Annotated in this window: 18 protein-coding genes; 12 read left to right on the top strand and 6 right to left on the bottom strand. The window is 63.8% G+C overall.

Annotated elements, in window-relative coordinates:
• The first annotated feature begins 200 nt into the window (after positions 1–200).
• Entirely contained in the window at positions 201–1,211 is a 1,011-nt protein-coding gene (locus tag MUW49_RS04155) for a LacI family DNA-binding transcriptional regulator (protein WP_202007103.1), read from the top strand.
• 93 nt (positions 1,212–1,304) lie between these two features.
• The gene (gene miaE / locus MUW49_RS04150; RefSeq protein ID WP_042016277.1) at positions 1,305–2,063 is read left to right on the top strand and encodes a tRNA isopentenyl-2-thiomethyl-A-37 hydroxylase MiaE; all 759 of its coding nucleotides are present in this window, start codon (positions 1,305–1,307) and stop codon (positions 2,061–2,063) included.
• 138 nt (positions 2,064–2,201) lie between these two features.
• Here miaE and MUW49_RS04145 read toward each other — a convergent pair whose 3' ends face one another.
• The 6 genes from MUW49_RS04145 to pspF all read right to left on the bottom strand — a co-directional run bounded on the left by MUW49_RS04145 (position 2,202) and on the right by pspF (position 8,930).
• On the bottom strand, positions 2,202–2,987 hold the full coding sequence (locus MUW49_RS04145; RefSeq protein ID WP_202007101.1) for an ATP-binding cassette domain-containing protein: 786 nt from the start codon (positions 2,985–2,987) through the stop codon (positions 2,202–2,204).
• Between the two features lie 82 nt (positions 2,988–3,069).
• The gene (locus tag MUW49_RS04140; protein ID WP_010674529.1) at positions 3,070–4,068 is read right to left on the bottom strand and encodes an oligopeptide/dipeptide ABC transporter ATP-binding protein; all 999 of its coding nucleotides are present in this window, start codon (positions 4,066–4,068) and stop codon (positions 3,070–3,072) included.
• Positions 4,069–4,147: 79 nt separating this feature from the next.
• Positions 4,148–5,041 (bottom strand): ABC transporter permease subunit, encoded by an 894-nt coding sequence (locus MUW49_RS04135; RefSeq protein WP_010674530.1) that lies wholly within the window; start codon positions 5,039–5,041, stop codon positions 4,148–4,150.
• Between the two features lie 89 nt (positions 5,042–5,130).
• Positions 5,131–6,090, bottom strand: a complete 960-nt coding sequence (locus tag MUW49_RS04130; protein ID WP_010674531.1) for an ABC transporter permease subunit — start codon at positions 6,088–6,090, stop codon at positions 5,131–5,133.
• 61 nt (positions 6,091–6,151) lie between these two features.
• Positions 6,152–7,747, bottom strand: coding sequence for an ABC transporter substrate-binding protein SapA (gene sapA / locus MUW49_RS04125; RefSeq protein WP_010674532.1), 1,596 nt, complete (start codon positions 7,745–7,747; stop codon positions 6,152–6,154).
• Between the two features lie 136 nt (positions 7,748–7,883).
• Entirely contained in the window at positions 7,884–8,930 is a 1,047-nt protein-coding gene (gene pspF, locus MUW49_RS04120; RefSeq protein WP_052815253.1) for a phage shock protein operon transcriptional activator, read from the bottom strand.
• 196 nt (positions 8,931–9,126) lie between these two features.
• Here pspF and pspA point away from each other — a divergent pair, with 196 nt between their 5' ends.
• From pspA to MUW49_RS04070, 10 genes are all read left to right on the top strand, one after another.
• Positions 9,127–9,807 carry a phage shock protein PspA gene (gene pspA / locus MUW49_RS04115; RefSeq protein WP_103858954.1) on the top strand — a complete coding sequence of 227 codons (681 nt, stop codon included), beginning with the start codon at positions 9,127–9,129 and terminating at the stop codon, positions 9,805–9,807.
• 3 nt (positions 9,808–9,810) lie between these two features.
• The gene (gene pspB / locus MUW49_RS04110) at positions 9,811–10,047 is read left to right on the top strand and encodes an envelope stress response membrane protein PspB (RefSeq protein ID WP_005300084.1); all 237 of its coding nucleotides are present in this window, start codon (positions 9,811–9,813) and stop codon (positions 10,045–10,047) included.
• Between the two features lie 106 nt (positions 10,048–10,153).
• Entirely contained in the window at positions 10,154–10,558 is a 405-nt protein-coding gene (gene pspC / locus MUW49_RS04105; RefSeq protein WP_201997396.1) for an envelope stress response membrane protein PspC, read from the top strand.
• 72 nt (positions 10,559–10,630) lie between these two features.
• Complete coding sequence (locus tag MUW49_RS04100; RefSeq protein WP_201984276.1) at positions 10,631–12,037, top strand: YcjX family protein; 1,407 nt, start codon at positions 10,631–10,633, stop codon at positions 12,035–12,037.
• Between the two features lie 49 nt (positions 12,038–12,086).
• Positions 12,087–13,130, top strand: coding sequence for a TIGR01620 family protein (locus tag MUW49_RS04095; RefSeq protein ID WP_201984275.1), 1,044 nt, complete (start codon positions 12,087–12,089; stop codon positions 13,128–13,130).
• Between the two features lie 166 nt (positions 13,131–13,296).
• Positions 13,297–14,091: a phenylalanine 4-monooxygenase gene (phhA, locus tag MUW49_RS04090; RefSeq protein WP_041215282.1), complete on the top strand. Its 795-nt coding sequence runs from the start codon at positions 13,297–13,299 to the stop codon at positions 14,089–14,091.
• A 41-nt stretch (positions 14,092–14,132) separates the two neighbouring features.
• Positions 14,133–14,471, top strand: coding sequence for a 4a-hydroxytetrahydrobiopterin dehydratase (locus MUW49_RS04085; RefSeq protein WP_223952438.1), 339 nt, complete (start codon positions 14,133–14,135; stop codon positions 14,469–14,471).
• A 142-nt stretch (positions 14,472–14,613) separates the two neighbouring features.
• Positions 14,614–16,161 (top strand): transcriptional regulator TyrR, encoded by a 1,548-nt coding sequence (tyrR, locus tag MUW49_RS04080; protein ID WP_010674540.1) that lies wholly within the window; start codon positions 14,614–14,616, stop codon positions 16,159–16,161.
• A 182-nt stretch (positions 16,162–16,343) separates the two neighbouring features.
• The gene (locus MUW49_RS04075) at positions 16,344–16,892 is read left to right on the top strand and encodes a YfiR family protein (RefSeq protein ID WP_042882082.1); all 549 of its coding nucleotides are present in this window, start codon (positions 16,344–16,346) and stop codon (positions 16,890–16,892) included.
• Positions 16,889–17,998, top strand: coding sequence for a diguanylate cyclase (locus tag MUW49_RS04070; RefSeq protein ID WP_069785001.1), 1,110 nt, complete (start codon positions 16,889–16,891; stop codon positions 17,996–17,998). The genes MUW49_RS04075 and MUW49_RS04070 overlap by 4 nt, the downstream gene beginning before the upstream one ends.
• Positions 17,999–18,022: the final 24 nt, after the last annotated feature.

The following is an 18,022-nucleotide window of genomic DNA, read 5'->3' as shown; positions in this document are numbered from 1 at the left end:
GCGGGAACGCGCATGAAACTGAATGTGGAACCGGTTCCACATAGAGTGCGCGGCCTGAGCGCGGGAGACAAGCATCTTGTACAGCGAGCGTCCGGATCCGTGAATGGCATCACTGAACCCGGGCCTGCACGCCATTCGTGCGACGACAAGCCGGGGGCGGTGCAGTACACTGCGCCCCGTTACGAGCAAGGGAGAACACAATGACGACGATGCTGGAGGTGGCAAGGCGGGCAGGGGTGTCGAAGGCGACGGTCTCCCGGGTGTTGTCGGGCAATGGTTACACCAGCCAGGAGACCCGGGACCGGGTGCAGCAGGCCATCGAGGAGTGCGGCTATCGCCCCAACCTGGTGGCGAGGCAGCTGGCGACCAGGCACACCCGGACCCTGGGACTGGTGGTCACCAACACCCTCTACCACGGCGTCTACTTCGGCGAGCTGCTCTCCCAGGTGGCGCGGATGACCGAGGATCGCGGGCGCCAGCTCATACTGGCGGACGGCAAGCACAGCGCCGACGAGGAGCGCCAGGCCATCCAGTATCTGCTCGATTCCCGTTGCGATGGCGTCATCATCTATCCGCGCTTTCTTGGGGTGGAGGAGATGGACGAGATCATCGAGCAGCATGAGCAGCCCATCATGGTGCTCAACCGGCGTCTGAGCCGCCATCCGGCCCACTGCGTCTATGCGGACCAGCAGGCGGCGGCGGAGGCGGTGGTGGACAAGCTGGTGGCCATGGGGCACAGGGAGATCGCCTTCATCGCAGGCTCTGCGGATTCCCCCACTGGCGCCGAGCGTCTGGCCGGCTACCGGCAGGCGCTGATCCGGCACGGCATCCCCGTGCAGGAGACCTTGATCGCCCCCGGCAAATGGACCCCCGCCTGTGGCGCGGCCGCCGTCTCGACCTTGCTGGCGCGAGGCGCTCGCTTCAGCGCCCTGGTGGCCAGCAACGATGACATGGCGATCGGGGCGATCAAACGGCTGCACGAAGCCGGTGTGATGGTGCCTGACGAGGTTTCGGTGGTGGGGTTTGACGACATTCCCCTGGCCCCTTACGTCATTCCCGCGCTGTCGAGCGTCAAGATGCCGGTGAACGGGATGATCCAGGAGACCATCAACCGCCTGATCACCATGGTGGAGGAGGGGAGCCGGGACGCACTGCCCGCCTTCAGCTGCACCCTGATCCGCCGCGACTCCCTCAGGCGTCTGACGGGCTGAGTCATGATGGCGGTGGGCAGGCCGGGCGGGATCCGTTAGCATAGGCCCCCCGGCGCCAGGCGCCGCGTGTCGTATCAACAGATGAGAGTTCAGATGGATGACCTGTTAGCCCCCGTTCGTCAGTTCCTGCATTGCGAGACCCCGGATGAGTGGGTGGAAATGGCGCGGGATCCCGCCCAGTTGCCGACCCTGCTTATCGATCACGCCAACTGCGAGAACAAGGCGGCACTCACCGCCCACAGCCTGGTGCGCCGCTACTGCCTGCCCAAGGAGAAGCGTCACCTGCTGCCCAAGCTGACCTTCTACCGGGAGCTCGATGCCTTGCCGGAGAAGGCGGAGATCCTCGGCAAGCGCACCATGGGCGAATCAGACAGGAGCGTGTTTGCCGAGCTGGAGCGCAATCCCCTGCTGTTCCCCATGGTGCGCCTCATCCAGGAGGAGTTGCACCACTTCGAGCAGGTGCTGGAGATCATGGCCGCACGGGGCATCCCCTATGGTCCCGTCACCGCCTCCCGCTATGCCCGCAGCCTGCTGACCCATGTGCGCACCTACGAGCCGGCCGCCGTGGTGGACAAGATGATCATCGGTGCCTATATCGAAGCGCGATCCTGCGAGCGTTTTGCCAGGTTGGCCCCTCATCTGGACGAGGAGCTGGGCCGCTTCTATGTCTCCCTGCTGCGCTCGGAGGCGCGTCACTATCAGGACTACCTGGCCCTGGCACAGACGTTCGCAGACGAAGACATCAGCGAGCGAGTGGCCTTCTTCGGTCGCCTGGAGGCCGAGCTCATCTGTTCGCCGGATCCGCAATTCCGGTTCCATAGCGGACTGCCTGTCAGATCTGACAGTTGTTGAGGTGACGGGGGCTGCCTACCATTCCCCTGTTCCTACTACGAGCGACGCAATCACTTTTTGAGCGCAATCCCCCGGCGACTGATGAGACATCAGGCCGGGTTTTTTTATGTCTGGCGCAAGGGGAAACGCGCCGCGGGATCAGCGGCGGTATTCGTTGTTGTAGTTCTGAATGAGGCGGCGGGTGACATCGTGCTGGGGGTCGGCGAAGACCCGCAAGGTCTTGCCGCGCTCCACCACACGGCCTTCGTGCATCACCAGCACCTCGTCGCTGATGTGGCTGACGATCCCCAGATCGTTGGCCACCAGCACATAGCTCAGCCCCATGGTCTCCTGCATCTCCAGCAGCAGGTTGATGATCTGGGAGCGTACCGAAATATCCAGGGTCGAGAGCGCCTCGTCCGCCACCACTATCTTGGGATTGAGGATGAGCGCCCGTGCCAGCCCCACCCGCTGCTGCTGGCCGGCGGAGAGCATCTGGGGATAGAAGAGGGCGTGGTCGGGCAGCATGCCCACCATGCGCAGGGTCTGGATCACCTTCTCCCGGCGCTCCTCCTCGCTCAGGGCCGTGTTGAGGCGAAGGGGGGTCTCCAGGATCTGGCCGACCCGGATTTTCCGGTTAAGGGAGGTGTTGGGGTCCTGGAAGATCATCCGCAGCAGCTTGCAGCGGGTCTGGTAATCGCCGTGGACCATGGGTTGCCCCTCGATGGCGATCTTCCCGCCGCTCGGTTCAATCATGCCCGCCAGAATGCGGGCCAGGGTGCTCTTGCCCGAGCCCGCCTCCCCGACGATGGCCAGGGTCTGGCCCACCTCGAGATCGAACGAGAGGGGCTTTATCGCCTCCACAGCGCGGCGCCTGAACAGGCCGGTGCGGTTCTGATAGGTCTTGCACAGGCCCCTGACCTGCAACAGGGAAGGTTCGGTCACGACGTGGTCTCCTTGGGTGCGCTCGCCGGATAGAGGGGCTGACGGGGCGGGCAGGTGCCCCGGATCAGGGTCTGGTGCCGATTCATTTCTTCGGTTCTTCCATGTTGAGCGGGAAGTGGCAACTGAACTGATGCCCCTTGACCTTGCTCATCAGCGGCGTCTGCACGCACTGCTTCTGGGCGTAGGGGCAGCGTGGGCCGAGGCGGCAGCCGATGGGCAGATGCTGCAGCGGCGGTATCACCCCGGGCAGGGTCTCGAGCCGAGACTTGTGGCGCACCAGTTTGTCAAAGTCCGGGATGGACTTGAGCAGGGCATCCGTATAGGGGTGGTGAGGGGATTCCAGGATCTGGTCCCGGGTCCCCACTTCCACCATCTGGCCGCAATACATGATGTTGAGGGTGTCGGTCAGGTTCGCGATGGCGGCGATGTCGTTGCTGATGATGAGGATGGTGGTATTGCCCAGCTTGTTCATCTTGTCGAGCAACCGCAGGATCTGGGAGTGGGTGGTGGACTCCATGGCGCTGGTGGGCTCGTCCGCCACCAGCAGGCGCGGCTGGTTGGCGATGGCCATGGCGATCATCACCTTCTGGCACATGCCGTCCGACAGCTCGTGGGGATAGGCCCGCATCACCTTGCGGTGATCCTTGACCCCGACCCGGTGCAGCAGGGCGATGGCCCGCTTCTTGCGCCACTGGAAGCGCTGCCAGAACTTGCCGGTGAAGGCGCTGGTGGGGATGGCCTCTTCGAGCTGGGTGCCTATCTCCTCGGAGGGGTCGAGGCAGCTGATGGGGTCCTGGAAGATCATCGCTATCTCCCGCCCCATGATGCGGCGCCGCTCCTTGGGCGCCATGGTCAGCAGGTCCATGTCGTTGAAGCGCATCCGGTCGGCGCGCACCGTCCAGTTGTCCTTCTGGATGCCGACGATCACCTTGGCCACCAGGCTCTTGCCCGAGCCGGATTCCCCCACCAGCCCGCGGATCTCCCCCTCGTTCAGGGTCAGGCTGACTCTGTCCACCGCCTTGACCTTGCCCTGGGGGGTGTCGATTTCGATGGTGAGGTTGCGTATGTCGAGCAGAGGCATCAGCAATGTCTCCCGTTCAGGGCGCAGCCGGGTCGCTCAGGGCGTCCGGGGGCGGGGATAGATAACAAGGCTGGCAACATCAGTCGTTCCCCTCTTTGAGTGCTTCGCGAATGCCTTCGCCCACCAGGTTGGTCACCAGCACGCTGAACAGGATGGCCATCCCGGGCAGGGTCACCGTCCAGGGGGCCAGATAGATAAGATCGCTCGAGTCGGCCAGCATGGCACCCCACTCCGGCTGGGGAGACTGGGCCCCGAGACCGAGGAAGCCCACCGCCGAGATGTCCAGGATGGCGGCGGAGAGGGTGCGGGTGGTCTGGGTCACCAGGGTCTCGACGATGTTCGGCAAGATGGCCAGACGCATGATCCGCTGGGGCGGAGAGCCGTCGAGGCGGCTGGCGATGATGTACTCCTTCTGCATCTCGGCGTGGACCGCGTTGTAGGTGGCCCGGATGAAGGGCGGTATCAACGCGAGCGTGATGGCGATCAGGGTGTTGAACAGACCCGGCCCCAGGATGGCCACGACGATGATGGCCAGCAGCAGGGACGGGATGGAGAGCAGGGTATCGAGCAGGTGATGGAGCACGCTCGACTTCACCCCCTTGCTCATGCCACCGAGGATGCCGATGGCCGAGCCGATGACCAGCGCGATGAGCACCACCAGCAGGGCGTTGCCGAAGGTGAGTCTGGCCCCGGCCACCAGACGGGAGAGGATGTCGCGCCCCAGATCGTCGGTCCCCAGGAAGTAATCGATGTTGCCGCTGTTGGCCCAGGAGGGGGCGAGCAGCAGGTGGTTGCTGTGCTGATCGTCGATGCCGTAGGGGATCACCAGGGGACCGATGAGGGTCACCAGCAGCAGCAGACCGAAGCACCAGAGCCCCGCCATGGCCAGCGGGTTGCGCCGGTAGGAAGCCCAGGTCTGCTCCAGGGGGGAGAGGATCTTGAGCTCCGGATAGATGTTCGATTTATCGTGCATGATGCAGGCTCCCGTGCTGGTCGCAAGGGGATGGGCACGCCTGTGCGCCGGTGGCCCATGGGCCGCCGTGGCTCATCCACAGACCGCAATCAATCTTGTCTTGCATAGAGTTCTTTACGCCGTGCCGGATACATGATGGTGGTCAGCAGATCGGTGCTGACGCTGATGAAGATGACGAAGCTCGCCACCACCAGGAAGGCGCCGCGGATGGCGGCATAGTCCTGCAGCGCGATACTGCTCACCAGCCAGCGGCCGATGCCGGGCCAGTCGAACACCACCTCGGTGATCATGGCGGAGGTGAGCACACTGCCAAGTTGCAGCCCCAGCAGCGGCAACACCGGGGGCAGGGCGTTCTTGAGCCCGTGACGCCAGACGATCTGGCGGCGGGAAAGTCCGCGGCTGGCGGCAGCCTTGATGTAGTTCTGTTTCATCACGTCGATGAGGGAGCTGCGCACGTGGCGGATCACCTCGGTGGTGGGCACCACGGCCAGCACCAGGGAAGGCAGTACCAGATGGCGCAGGGCATCGTGCAGGGCCGCCTCCCGCCAGGGCTCCTGGCTCATCAACACATCGACGATGGCGATCCCGGTGATGGAGGGCACGTCGTAGAGCAGGCTGATCTGGCCGGAGGAGGGGAGCCAGCCAAGATCCAGGGAGAAGAACATCACCATCAGCAGCCCCAGCCAGAAGACCGGGATGGCATAGCCGACGAGGCCGGCGGCCATGATGGAGAGGTCCGGGCTGCGCCCCTGATAGAGGGCCGCGAGGGTGCCCAGAGGGATGCCCACCAGCAGCGAGATGGCGAAGGCGGCGAGGCAGAGGGTCAGGGTCGCCGGGAAGTAGTGACGGATCTCGTCGAGGACCGGTTGGCCGGAGACGCTGGAGAGCCCGAAATCCCCGGCGGCGATGCGCTGGAGGAAGTCAGGATAGCCGTGCCAGAAATCCAGCACCTGGGTGATGAGGCGAAACTCCAGGAGGTAGGCCCCCAGAGTCAGCACCAGGAGGGTGATCACCAGCAGGGTGATGCGGCGCAGGATATAGAAAAACATGGTCATGCCTCCTGGGGGCGGTGCGCCGATGACCCGACGATGGAGTGGTTATCTGTCATGGTCACTCCCGATGGGCCTGGTTGAAGGTGGTGCCACCAAAGGGCATCAGGGTCAGCCCCTGAATGTCGCTGCGACTCACCTGGGTTCTCAGGGCATGGGCCAGGGGAATGAGCGGCAACTGCTCGTTGAGCAGGGACTGGGCATAGTAATAGTTGCGCAGGCGGAAGGCGAGCTGCGGGGTGGTCACCGCATCGTCCAGCAGCTGATCAAACGCCGGGCTGCACCAGCGGCTGTAGTTGTTGCCCCGCTCGACGGCGGCGCAGCTCAGCAACTGGCGGAAGAAGTTGTCCGGATCCGCGTTGTCGGCGATCCAGCCCGAGAGCAGGCTGTCATATTGTCCATGGGCGAGCCGGGTCTCGATGACCGGCCAGGCCTGCTGCACTATCTTGAGGCTCACCCCAATCTTGGCGAAATCGCTGCGCATCAGCTGCGCCGTCTTGAGGCCGTCCGGGTTGTAGGGACGGGCACCGGGTTGCACCAGCACCTGCATCTCGAAGCCGTTGGGGTAGCCCGCGTCCTTGAGCAACTGGCGAGCGAGCTTGAGATCCGGCTTGCGCTGGGGCAGGGAGGGGTTGTAGCCCCATGAGAGGGGCGGCAGCAGGCTGGCGGCACTCTGGCCGGTCTCGAAATAGACCGCCTGCAGCAGATTCTGCACATTGATGGCGCTGGCGAGGGCCTGGCGCACCTGCACCTTGTTGAAAGGGGCCTTGCGGGTATTGAGGGCGAGGAAGGCGACGTTCATCCCCGACTGCACCGACAGATCCAGGTGGGAGTCTTTGTCTATCACCGACAACTGGCTGGCAGAGGGGGTGCTCATCACGTCGCACTCGCCGGTCAGCAGCTTGGCAAGGCGCTTGGAGGATTTGGGGGTGATGTCGTAGATGAGCTGCTCCATTCTGGCCTCGCCGCCCCAGTAGCCGGGGTGACGCAGGTAGCGCACGAACTCGTTGTGGCGATACTCCTTGAAGCTGAAGGGGCCGGTGCCGATGGGGCGGCTGTCCAGCAGCGCCGGGGTGCCGGCCTTTAGCATCTGCTCCCCGTACTCGGCGGAGAGCACGATGGCGTAGTCGCTGGCCAGGGTGGCGAGGAAGGAGGCATCGGGGCGGTTCAGCTCGAACACCACCTCATAGGGCCCCTTCTTGTAGACCCGCTTGATGAGGTTGCCGAGCCCCAGGCTGTAAAAATAGGGGTACTCGCCGCCGGAGACGGCGTGGAAGGGGTGGTGTTCGTCCAGCAGACGCTGCCAGGTGAACAGGACGTCGTCGGCATTGAAGTGACGGGTCGGGCTGAACCAGGGGGTACGGTGGAAGGTCACTCCCTTGCGCAGGGTTAGGGTATAGGAGAGGCCGTCCTCGCTGCTTTGCCAGCGGGTGGCGAGCCCCCCTTCGATGCCGAGGGTGTTGGCATTGACCTCGAGCAGGCGATCGTAGATGGGACGGGCACTGGCATCCAGGGTCGCATCCGAATTGGCAAGCTGCGGGTTGAAGGTTCGGGGTGCCCCTTCGGCACAATAGATGAGCCCGGTTTTGGAGGCTTCATCGCGTTTCTGACAGCCGCTGACCAGAACCAGGAGACCAAGCAGCAGGGGGGTGAGCATTCTCATGTTGGAACCATGTTTTCAGACAAAGTTGCCCGCCAGGGGGCGGGCGCGTTGCGGGGGGCGACAGGGCAGGCGCTCCCGTCGGGGGTGACGTGCGCCGCGTTATCCGCGCGCACAGACCCGGTGCCAGGCATCAGCCCGCCTCCTGGTTGCCACTGTTGTCATCCCCGTCCAGCAATTGATATTTGCGCAGCATCCCCCGGAACTGGTGATAGCTCAGGGCCAGCAACTGGGCTGCTTTGCGCTGATTATACTGGGATTGCTGCATCGCTTGCTTGAGTAAATTAATCTCGTACTCCGCCACCGCCCCTTTGAGATCCAGCGGCAGGGTCGGGGTCGGGGCCGTCTCTGCCGAGGTCGGCGCGTCGGAGGAAGGGGCGGCGTCACCTCGGGCACGGGGGCGCCAGGGGGAGTCAAAGGGATTGAGCACCAGATCCGCCAGCGGCAACTGGGGGTTGCCCTGGCGATAGAGACTGCGCTCCACCACGTTCTTGAGCTCCCGCACGTTGCCCGGCCAGGGGTAATCTTGCAGCAGCTGGGTCGCCTTGCGCGAGAAGCCGGCAAAGAGCGGATACCCCAGCTCCCGGGTCATGCCGTGGGCGAAGTGCTCCGCCAGCATTAGGATGTCCTCGCGCCGCTCCCGCAGGGGGGGCAGGGTGATGACGTCGAAGGCGAGCCGGTCCAGCAGGTCGTGACGAAACCGTCCTTTCTCTGCCAGTGCAGGCAGATCCTCGTTGGTGGCGCACACCAGCCGTACATCCACCTTGAGGGGCTTGGCACCGCCCACCCGCTCGAACTCCCCGTACTCGATGACCCGCAGCAGTTTTTCCTGCACCCGGGCGCTGGTGGTGGCTAGCTCGTCGAGGAACAGGGTGCCGCCGTCGGCCCGCTCGAAGCGCCCCTGATGACGCTTGGCGGCGCCAGTGAAAGAGCCCGCCTCGTGGCCGAACAGTTCGGTTTCCAGCAGGCTCTCGCTCAAGGTGGCGCAGTTGATGGTGACAAAGCTTTGATCCCAGCGATCCGAGAGATAATGTAGGCGGTGGGCGATGAGCTCCTTGCCGGTCCCCCGCTCGCCGATGATCAGCACGGGCTTGCGCAGCGGCGCGAGGCGCGATGCCTGCTCGATGATTTCTAGAAATGCGTTGGATTCACCCAACAGACTTTCCGTGGCCGTGGTCATCCCTGCCCCTGTGAGTTGAAAAATCTGGTTAATCTTACCAAAAGTTGGTTATTTTAATCATCACTTGTTTCCCCGGGACTTGAACTGCATTCTGAGTGCCCATATAAATCAACAAGTTAAATATTGTTCCAGATTGGCACACAAGTTGCCATTGTCAATGGAGACACAACCCGATGCCTATCACAGGAGTACAATCATGAGCATTTTTTCTCGCCTGGCCGACATCATCAATTCCAATTTGACGGCCCTGCTCGACAAGGCGGAAGATCCCCAGAAGATGGTGCGTCTGATCATCCAGGAGATGGAAGATGAACTGGTGAAGGAGCGCTCCAATCTGGCCCGCTTCCTCGCGAATCAAAAAGAGATCGGCCGTCAGGTGAGCCGCCATCAGGAGCGGGTCGCCGAGTGGCAGGGCAAGGCCGAGCTGGCCCTGACCAAGGGGCGCGAAGATCTGGCCCGGGCCGCCCTCATCGAGAAGAGCAAGCAGGCGGAGCTTGCCGACGCCCTGTCTCGTGAACAGCAGGCGGTGGACAGCGGTATCGAGAAGCTGGGGGAGGAGATCCGCCAGCTGGAAGCCAAGCTGGAAGACGCCCGTGCCCGCCAGAAGGCGATGGCCATTCGCAGCGAAGCCGCCAGCAGCCGCCTCAACGTGCAAAGCCAGGTGGCCCGTGGCGACAGTCAGGCCGTGGTGAGCAAGTTCGAGCGCATGGAGCGCCGCATCGACGAGATGGAAGCCCGCGCCGATCTGGGGCAGTCCGACAAGGCGCTCGCCCAGCAGTTTGCCGAGCTGGAAGCGGACGACCAGATCAGCCGCGAGCTGGAAGCCATGCGCCAAAAGCTGGGCCAGCACAATCCGGCACAGAAACAGGGAGAGTAACAGATGGAAGATCTGCTGGGTGTATTGATGGTTCCCATGGTGGTCTTCATGGTGGTGGTGGCCCCCATCTGGCTGGTGCTGCACTACCGCGCCAAGGGACGCATTGGCGCCGGTCTTGCCGATGGTGAGCGTGAACAGCTGCAGGGCTTGCTGGTGCGTGCCGAGAAGATGCAGGAACGGGTCGGCGCCCTGGAGTCGATTCTGGATGCCGAGGTTCCTGGTTGGAGAAACAAGGTATGACGGTTTTCAATGAGAGATGTCATGACCGTGGCAAAAAGCCGGAGCGGGCCGAAACCGTATTGGCGTCGATTCTGGATGCGGAAGTCCCCGGTTGGAGGAACAAGGTATGAACAGTGTCAGTCGTGAAGGGCGCAACCTGTACCGGGATCCCCAGCGAGGCAAGATTGCCGGGGTCTGTGCCGGTCTGGCAGAGTACTTCGGGGTGGAGACCTGGATCGTGCGGCTGCTGGCCATCAGTGGTCTCATCTTCGCCGGTTTCATCACCTTCACCGCCTATATTGCCGCCTGGTTCTTGCTCGACAAGAAGCCGGTCACCCTCTACTCCCAGGAAGATGCCGAATTCGCCGAGGTGCGGATGAAGGTGCGCAGCTGGCAGGCTGGCGTCACACCTCATCAGGCCCTTGTCCGCATCGGCCAGGAGCTGGATGCACTGGAGCCCAGGGTGCAGCGCATCGAGAAGCTGGTGACCTCCAAGGAGTTCACCCTGCAACGGGAGTTCAGCAAGCTCTAATCGTGCCGGGCCGCGAGGATACTGCCTCGCGGCCGTCTCTCTGATGTGATCACAAGGAGAAGAAGACCCGCCTTGATACGCAACAAACTTGAACACTCCTGGTCGGTGCTCCAGCACAAGGCCGTTGACGCGGTGAACCGGGCCCGGGATCGCCACATCCGGCTGGCGGTCACCGGCCTCTCTCGCAGTGGCAAGACCGCGTTTATCACGGCGCTGGTCAATCAACTGGAGCACGCGGCCATCGACGGTCGTCTGCCACTCTGGGACGCCCAGCGTCAGGGACGCATCCTTGGTGCTCGCCGGGTGCCCCAGCAAAACGCCCACATTCCCACCTTTCCCTATGAACGGGGCCTCGATGCCCTGTTTGGCGATCCGCCCGCCTGGCCCGCGCCGACCCGGGGGGTGGCTGAGGTACGCCTCGAGATCCGTTATCGCACCCGCCATCCGCTGCGTCGGCACCTGGGGGAGATCTCCACCCTCTATGTGGATCTGGTGGATTATCCCGGGGAATGGCTGCTGGATTTGCCGCTGCTGGATCTGAACTACGAGCAGTGGAGCGAGCAGGTGCGGGAGCAACTGTGCCGCCCCGAGCTGCAAGCCCTGGCGGCAGGCTGGTTGACGCCGCTCTGGCAGGCAGATCAAGCCTTCGAGGAGCGTGCCGCCAGCGAACTGGCCGCCCGCTACACCGAATATCTGCACGCCTGCAAGCAGGCGCTCGGGCTTCACCTCATCCAGCCCGGGCGTTTCGTGTTGCCCGGCGAGTATGCCGGTGCGCCGCTGCTGCAATTCGTGCCCTGGGTATGGGAGATGCCCACACACTCCCCCGAAGACGGCACCCTCTACGCCACCTTCAAGCAGCGCTTCGAGCAGTACAAGCAGCATCTGGTACAGGGCTTCTATGAGCAGCACTTTGCAGGCTTTGATCGCCAGATCGTGCTGGTGGACTGCCTGGCGCCCCTCAATGCCGGTGCCGCGAGCTTTGGTGACATGCAGCAGGCCATCGCCCGCATCATGGAGAGCTTCGCCTATGGCAAGAGCAACTGGTGGCGCCGTCTGTTCGCCCCGCGCATCGACAAGCTGCTGTTTGTGGCGAGCAAGGCCGATCACGTCACGCCGGAGCAGCACGGGCCTCTGGTGTCGCTCCTGCAGCACCTGGTGAGCCGTGGCCGGGGTCAGGCCCGCTTCGAGGGGATAGAGACCGAATGCCTGGCGCTGGCCGCCATCAAGGCCACCGAGGTAGGCAAGGGGGTGGCAGACGGACGGGAATTTCCCGCCATTCGTGGCACTACCCTCTCGGGCGAACCCTTGCTGCTCTTCCCGGGGGAGGTGCCTGCCCAGATCCCGCCTGCGCAGTGGTGGAAAACTCAAGGGTTTGATTTTCAGGCCTTTCGCCCGCTGCCCATGAGCGCCCATCAGGTGCTCCCCCATATCCGGCTCGATGCGGCGCTGGAATTCCTGCTCGGGGATCACCTCGAATAACGGGTGGGTGACCCGCTGTGCTCGAGGGGCGCCCACAGGAGAGAATGCGATGAACGATCAGACAAGATGGCGCACCGATGACGCCGCTCCCCTGCAAGGCAAGGTGACGCTGGAGCCCGCGCCATCGGTGGCAAGCGAAGCGCAACCACCGGCCCCGGCCCGGCGGCTGGAAGAGGAGAGCTTCGAGCCTCTGGACGCGCTGGACGAGCTCACCGAGGTGGAACCCGCGCTTACCGTCAGGCCTCGGCGCCGCCATCGTCTGCTGGCCTGGGGGCTGGGCGGGGTGGGGCTGCTGTCGCTTGGCCAGTTTGGCGCTTTTCTGGTGGATCAGTTTGCCGCCTCCCCCTTCTGGGGCGGCGCCTGGCTGCTCGCCTCCGGCCTGGTGGCGGTGGGCACCGCCGGGGTGGCGGGGCGCGAATGGCTGCGGCTGCGCACCTTGAAGCGGCGCCAGGATGTGCGCTCAAGAGCCGAGGGTCTGCTGGCCCATCAGGGGGTGGGTCAGGGGCAGGCCTTCTGCGAGGCCCTGGCCGAGAAGAGCGGTGACAAGGGGCGGGAAGGGTATCGCACCTGGCTATCCCAGCTTGACGAGAGCCACAGCGATCGGGAAGTGCTGACCCTCTACAGCCAGTTGGTGCTCACCGAGCGGGACAAGCTGGCCCAGGCCCGCGTCGCCAAATGGTCGGGGGAGGCCGCCGTGCTGGTGGCCCTGAGCCCGCTCGCCACCGTCGACATGATGCTGATGCTCTGGCGCAACCTGCGGATGATCGAGGACATCGCCGATGTCTACGCCATCGAGCTCGGCTACTGGAGCCGCATCCGCCTCATCCGCCAGGTGTTTCGCAACATGCTCTATGCGGGGGCCACCGAGCTGGTGACCGAGGTAGGGATGGATCTGCTAGGGGCCGAGCTGACCGCCAAGCTCTCCGCCCGCGCCGCCCAAGGGGTCGGGGCCGGGTTGCTCACCGCGCGCCTTGGGATGCGTACCATGGAAGCCTGTCGTCCGCTCCCCTGGTGTGCCGACGAGAAGCCGAAACTGGGGGAGTTGCGCAAGCGGCTGATCGGCCAGTTGGCGGGTTATCTCAACAAGTCGTGAGGTGGCTGGGATTTGATAGGGATGTCACAAATAATTTACAATTGTCAAAAGCAGCCGACCCCGGGGTCGGCTGCTTTTTTGAGGGGCAAACCGTTACAGTGATCCCATGACTCAACGACCAGTGACCGCCCGGATGGCGGCTGGCACCCGAAGGATGGGATCACTCATGGCAAGTCTCTACACGGCCCGCCAACCGGATGGGCAGGGCAGGATCCACTACACGGACGAGGAGCACGGCACCTGGCGGATCCTGATTGCACGCCAGCTTGCGGCGCTCGATGGCAAGGCCTGCGACGAATACCAGGCCGGGTTGGCACGCCTCGACCTGCCTCTGGACCGCATCCCCCAGCTAGGCGAGATCAACGCTGCCCTGATGCCCGCCACCGGCTGGTCGGTGGCGGCGGTGCCGGCCCTCATCTCCTTTGATCACTTCTTCGCGCTGCTCGCTGATCGCCGTTTTCCCGTCGCCACCTTCATTCGCCGCCGGGACGAGCTCGACTACCTGCAAGAGCCCGACATCTTCCACGAGATCTTCGGCCACTGCGCCATGCTGACCAACCCGGCCTTTGCCCACTTCACTCACCTGTATGGTCGGCTCGGACTCCATGCGAGCAAGGAGGAGCGGGTCTATCTGGCGCGGCTCTACTGGTTCACGGTGGAGTTCGGTCTCCTGCAGGGGGAGGAGGGGCTGCGTATCTACGGCGGCGGCATTCTCTCCTCCATCGGCGAGACCGCCTATGCCCTCTCGGGCAAGCCCGAGCTGCAGCCCTTCGATCTGCTGGAGATCCTGCGTACCCCCTATCGCATCGACATCATGCAGCCGACCTATTTCGTGCTGCCTCGTCTCGATACCCTCTATGGTCTGGAGGGGCAGGGGATCATGGCGGCCGTGGCCGAGGCCCGTCGTCTTGGCTTGCGTCCACCCCGCTTTGCCCCCGTTGCCGGCAAGCAGGCGAGCTAACCCGAATTCATTCCCACGATGTTTCATGAAAGGAGTCCCGAATGACTGAACTGGCGAGTCAACGATGCGAGGCGTGCCGCGCCGATGCCCCCAGGGTGAGCGATCAGGAGCTGGGGGAGCTGATGCACCTCATCCCCGACTGGCAGCCCCTGGTGGTCAACAGCGAGCTGCAACTGCGCCGTGAATTTGTGTTTCGCAACTTCAAGGAGGGGCTGGCGTTCACCAACCGCCTCGGAGAACTGGCGGAGGCGGAGTTCCATCATCCGGCGATCTTGCTTGAATGGGGCAAGGTGACCGTGAGCTGGTGGACCCACAAGATAGGCGGCTTGCATCGCAACGACTTCATCATGGCAGCCCGCACCGACGGGCTGATGAAGTAACCGCCATCTGGCGCCAACGCAGACAGGGCTTGCCCGGTGAAAGCGGGGCAGGCCCGCATTTTTATGGGGGAGCGCTCGCACTGGCGGGATCGAGTCTGTATTATCCCGTTATTCAGAATGTTAGCTAGGAAGTGTGTGCCGAATGCGTCTTGAAGTCAGCTGTGAAGACCGTCTGGGCCTGACCCGGGAATTGCTCGACCGACTGGTGGAGCACAACATCGATCTGCGCGGCATCGAAATCGATACCTCAGGCATCATCTATCTCAATTTCCCCGAGCTGGAGTTCCGTGACTTTCAGCATCTGATGCCGGAAATTCGCCGCATTCCCGGCGTCTATGACGTCAAGACCATCCCCTACATGCCCTCCGAGCGGGAACACCACGAGATAGAGGCCCTGCTCAAGGCGCTGCCGGACCTGGTCTTCTCCCTCGACAGCAAGGGGCGGGTGACCCAGGCCAACCAGGCCGCCCTCACCACCCTGGCGTTGCCACCGGACGAGGTGCGCGGCGTGGCGATCGCCTCCCTGGTCAAGGGCTTCTCGTTTGGCCGCTGGCTGGAGTCGGGGGAGATCAAGCCCCAGACCTGCAAGCTGAGCCTCGGTGGCGAAGAGTACCTGGGCGATCTGATGCCGCTGTTCGTGGCCGAAGAGAAGGGCAAGCAGGCTCTGGCCGGCGCCGTAGTGGTGCTCAAATCCGCCCGCCGGGTCGGCATGCACTTCAGTGCCCTGCACGCGGTGGAAGTGGGGGGCTTTGAGCACCTCCAGGCCGAGAGCCAGAAGATGAAAGAGGTGCTGGCCCAGGCAGCCAAGCTCGCGATGCAGGACGCTCCCTTGCTCATCGTGGGGGAGACCGGCACCGGCAAGGAGTTGCTGGCCCGGGCCTGCCACGGCGCCAGCCTGCGCTCCAGCCACCCCTTCATGGCGCTCAACTGCGCGGCCATGCCGGACAACGTGGCCGAGAGCGAGCTGTTCGGCTATGCCCCCGGCGCCTTTGGCAACAACACCGAGGGCAAGCGCGGGGTGCTGGAGCTGGCCAGCGGCGGCACCCTGATGCTGGACGAGATCGGCGACATGTCCCCCCATCTGCAGACCAAGTTCCTGCGGGTGCTGCAAGATGGCGTGTTTCGCCGGGTCGGTGACGAGCAGGAGGTGAGGGTCAACGTGCGCTTCATCTGCACCACCCAGAAGCAGTTGCTGGATCTGGTTCATGAAGGGAAGTTTCGCGAAGATCTCTACTACCGCCTCAATGTGCTTAGCCTCAATCTGCCGCCGCTGCGCGAGCGCAAGGCGGACATCATGGCCCTGGCCCAGCAGTTCGTGTCGCGCTTTGCCAGCGAACTGCAGCGCCCGCGTCCGCGCTTTACCCGCAACATGGCCGAGTACCTCACCGCCTACCGCTGGCCCGGCAACGTGCGCCAGTTGCGCAACTGCCTCTATCGGGCCATGACCCTGCTGGAAGGGGACGAGATTGGACCCGAGCACGTGGACTTGCCGGTGGCGGCCGATGCCATGCCGCTCATCGACGAGTGGTTCGAGGGGGGGCTCGACGAGGCGGTGAAGCGTTTCGAGAGCCGCCTGCTGGAGCGGCTCTATCCGGCATTCCCCTCCACCCGCCAACTGGCCAAGCGGCTCGGTGTCTCCCATACCGCCATCGCCAACAAGCTGCGCGAATATGGGATTGGCAAGAAGTAGTGTCGATGGACGGTGTCTGCCTGGGGCATTGAGCGCCTTGCAGGCACGACTGCGACACCCGGTGACGCAACCGTGCCACTTGCCTCTGGACCCGGCTGGTAAGCTCGGTGCGGTGCCATGCAGGCACTCTCATCATGGCGTCGGGTGACCCCGGCGCCGACCTGGACACTCTCGCGGGCACCATGCAGATGTTTTGTTACCTCCGGTTACTGATGTGGCTGGCGCCACTGTGCTGCATGTTGATGCTGGCAAACCAGGCCATGGCGGCGACCTCCGCCGAGGCGCGCAGTGACATGGTGCGCCAGACCGTGCTCGATATCCTCAGTTACACCCGCTGGCCCAGCGAGCCCGCCAGACTTCGGCTCTGCATCACGGCACCGACGGAATATGCGTCATCCCTTCTGACCATCGAACGGCAGGCCAATGGCCGACCGGTGGAGGTCCATCGCTACGACATGGACGATGAGGCGCTGATCCAGCGCTGCGATGTCATCTATCTGGGGGTGCTGGCACCGGCACAGCGCCTCTCCCTGTTCGAGCGCCTGCGCGGTCACGCCATCCTCAGCATCAGTGAGCAGAGCCGCGAATGCATCGCCGATGCGGTCTTCTGTCTGCAGGCCGGGGAGGAGAGGGTGCGTTTTCGGGTCAATCTGGATGCGCTGGCCCGCAGCGGCGTGCGAGTACACCCGGCCGTGCTCAAGCTGGCGCGAGCCGATGAGGAGGTGCGATGACGGTCCATCACGCCACTCCCCGGCTTACCCTGCGACAGAGTCTGGGGCGCACCCACATGATGATCTCCCTGACTGCCGTCTGCATGGCCGGGCTGTTTCTGACCGTCACGGCGCTGCTGGCGCTGCGCCTTTATGCGGATCACAACCTCAAGCTGGTGGCACGGGCCATCAGCTACACCACTGAGGCGGCCGTGGTCTTCCATGACAAGGAGGCGGCACTGGATGCCCTGGAGACCATCACCTCCCGGGAAGACATAGCCAGCGCCAGCATAGTGCTGCCGGACGGCCAGGTGCTGGCGAGCTGGCGCCGGGACATCACTACCCCCTGGACCACCCTGGAGCAGCACCTGGCCCGCCTGATCCTGCCGGGGCCCGTGGCGCTCCATGTGGCGCGCCGGATGCAGCGCTCCATCACGGCACCCCTCAAGGCCCTGACCGAGATGGCTTACAACGTCAGCCGCCAGCGGGCCCTCAAGGAGCGGGTGCCGGCGGCCAATATCGCCGAGCTGCACGAGCTGGGGGAGGATTTCAATTCGCTGCTCGATGAGCTGGAAGCCTGGCAGGCCCACCAGAAGCGGGAGAACGCCAGCCTGCTGCATCAGGCAACCCATGATCCCCTGACCGGTCTACCCAACCGCGCTCTGTTCGAGGCTCGCATGGAGCAGGCCATCCTGGCAGGCAACAAGGGGCATGAAGGTTTTGCCCTGCTCTATCTGGATTGCGATCGTTTCAAGCAGATCAATGACAACCTGGGCCACGGCATCGGCGACGAAGTGCTGATCGCCGTAGCGCGGCGGGTGCAGCATCAGCTCAGGCCCCTGGATCTGGTTTGCCGGCTGGGGGGAGATGAGTTCGTCATCCTCCTGACCCCGATCCATGGGGAGGACGAGGTGCGCGAGGTGATAGGGCGAGTGCAGCAGGCCATGAACACCCCCGTGGTATTGAGTGACGGTCGCCATCTCGGGGTGGGGATCAGCATCGGCTCTGCCCGCTATCCCGAGCAGGGGAGGACGGCGGATGCCCTGCTGCAATGGGCAGACGACGCCATGTATCAAGCCAAACGACAACGCAGGGAGGAGAGAGAAACACGAAAAACGAGCACGTGAAGTTGAACCGGAAATAGTGAAAGG

Origin of the sequence: Aeromonas sp. LsrichE-8G, assembly GCF_022869435.1 — a bacterium.
GTDB lineage: Bacteria > Pseudomonadota > Gammaproteobacteria > Enterobacterales > Aeromonadaceae > Aeromonas > Aeromonas caviae.
Note: the sequence above shows the minus strand (reverse complement) of the source record. Positions and strands in the feature narration are given on the sequence as shown.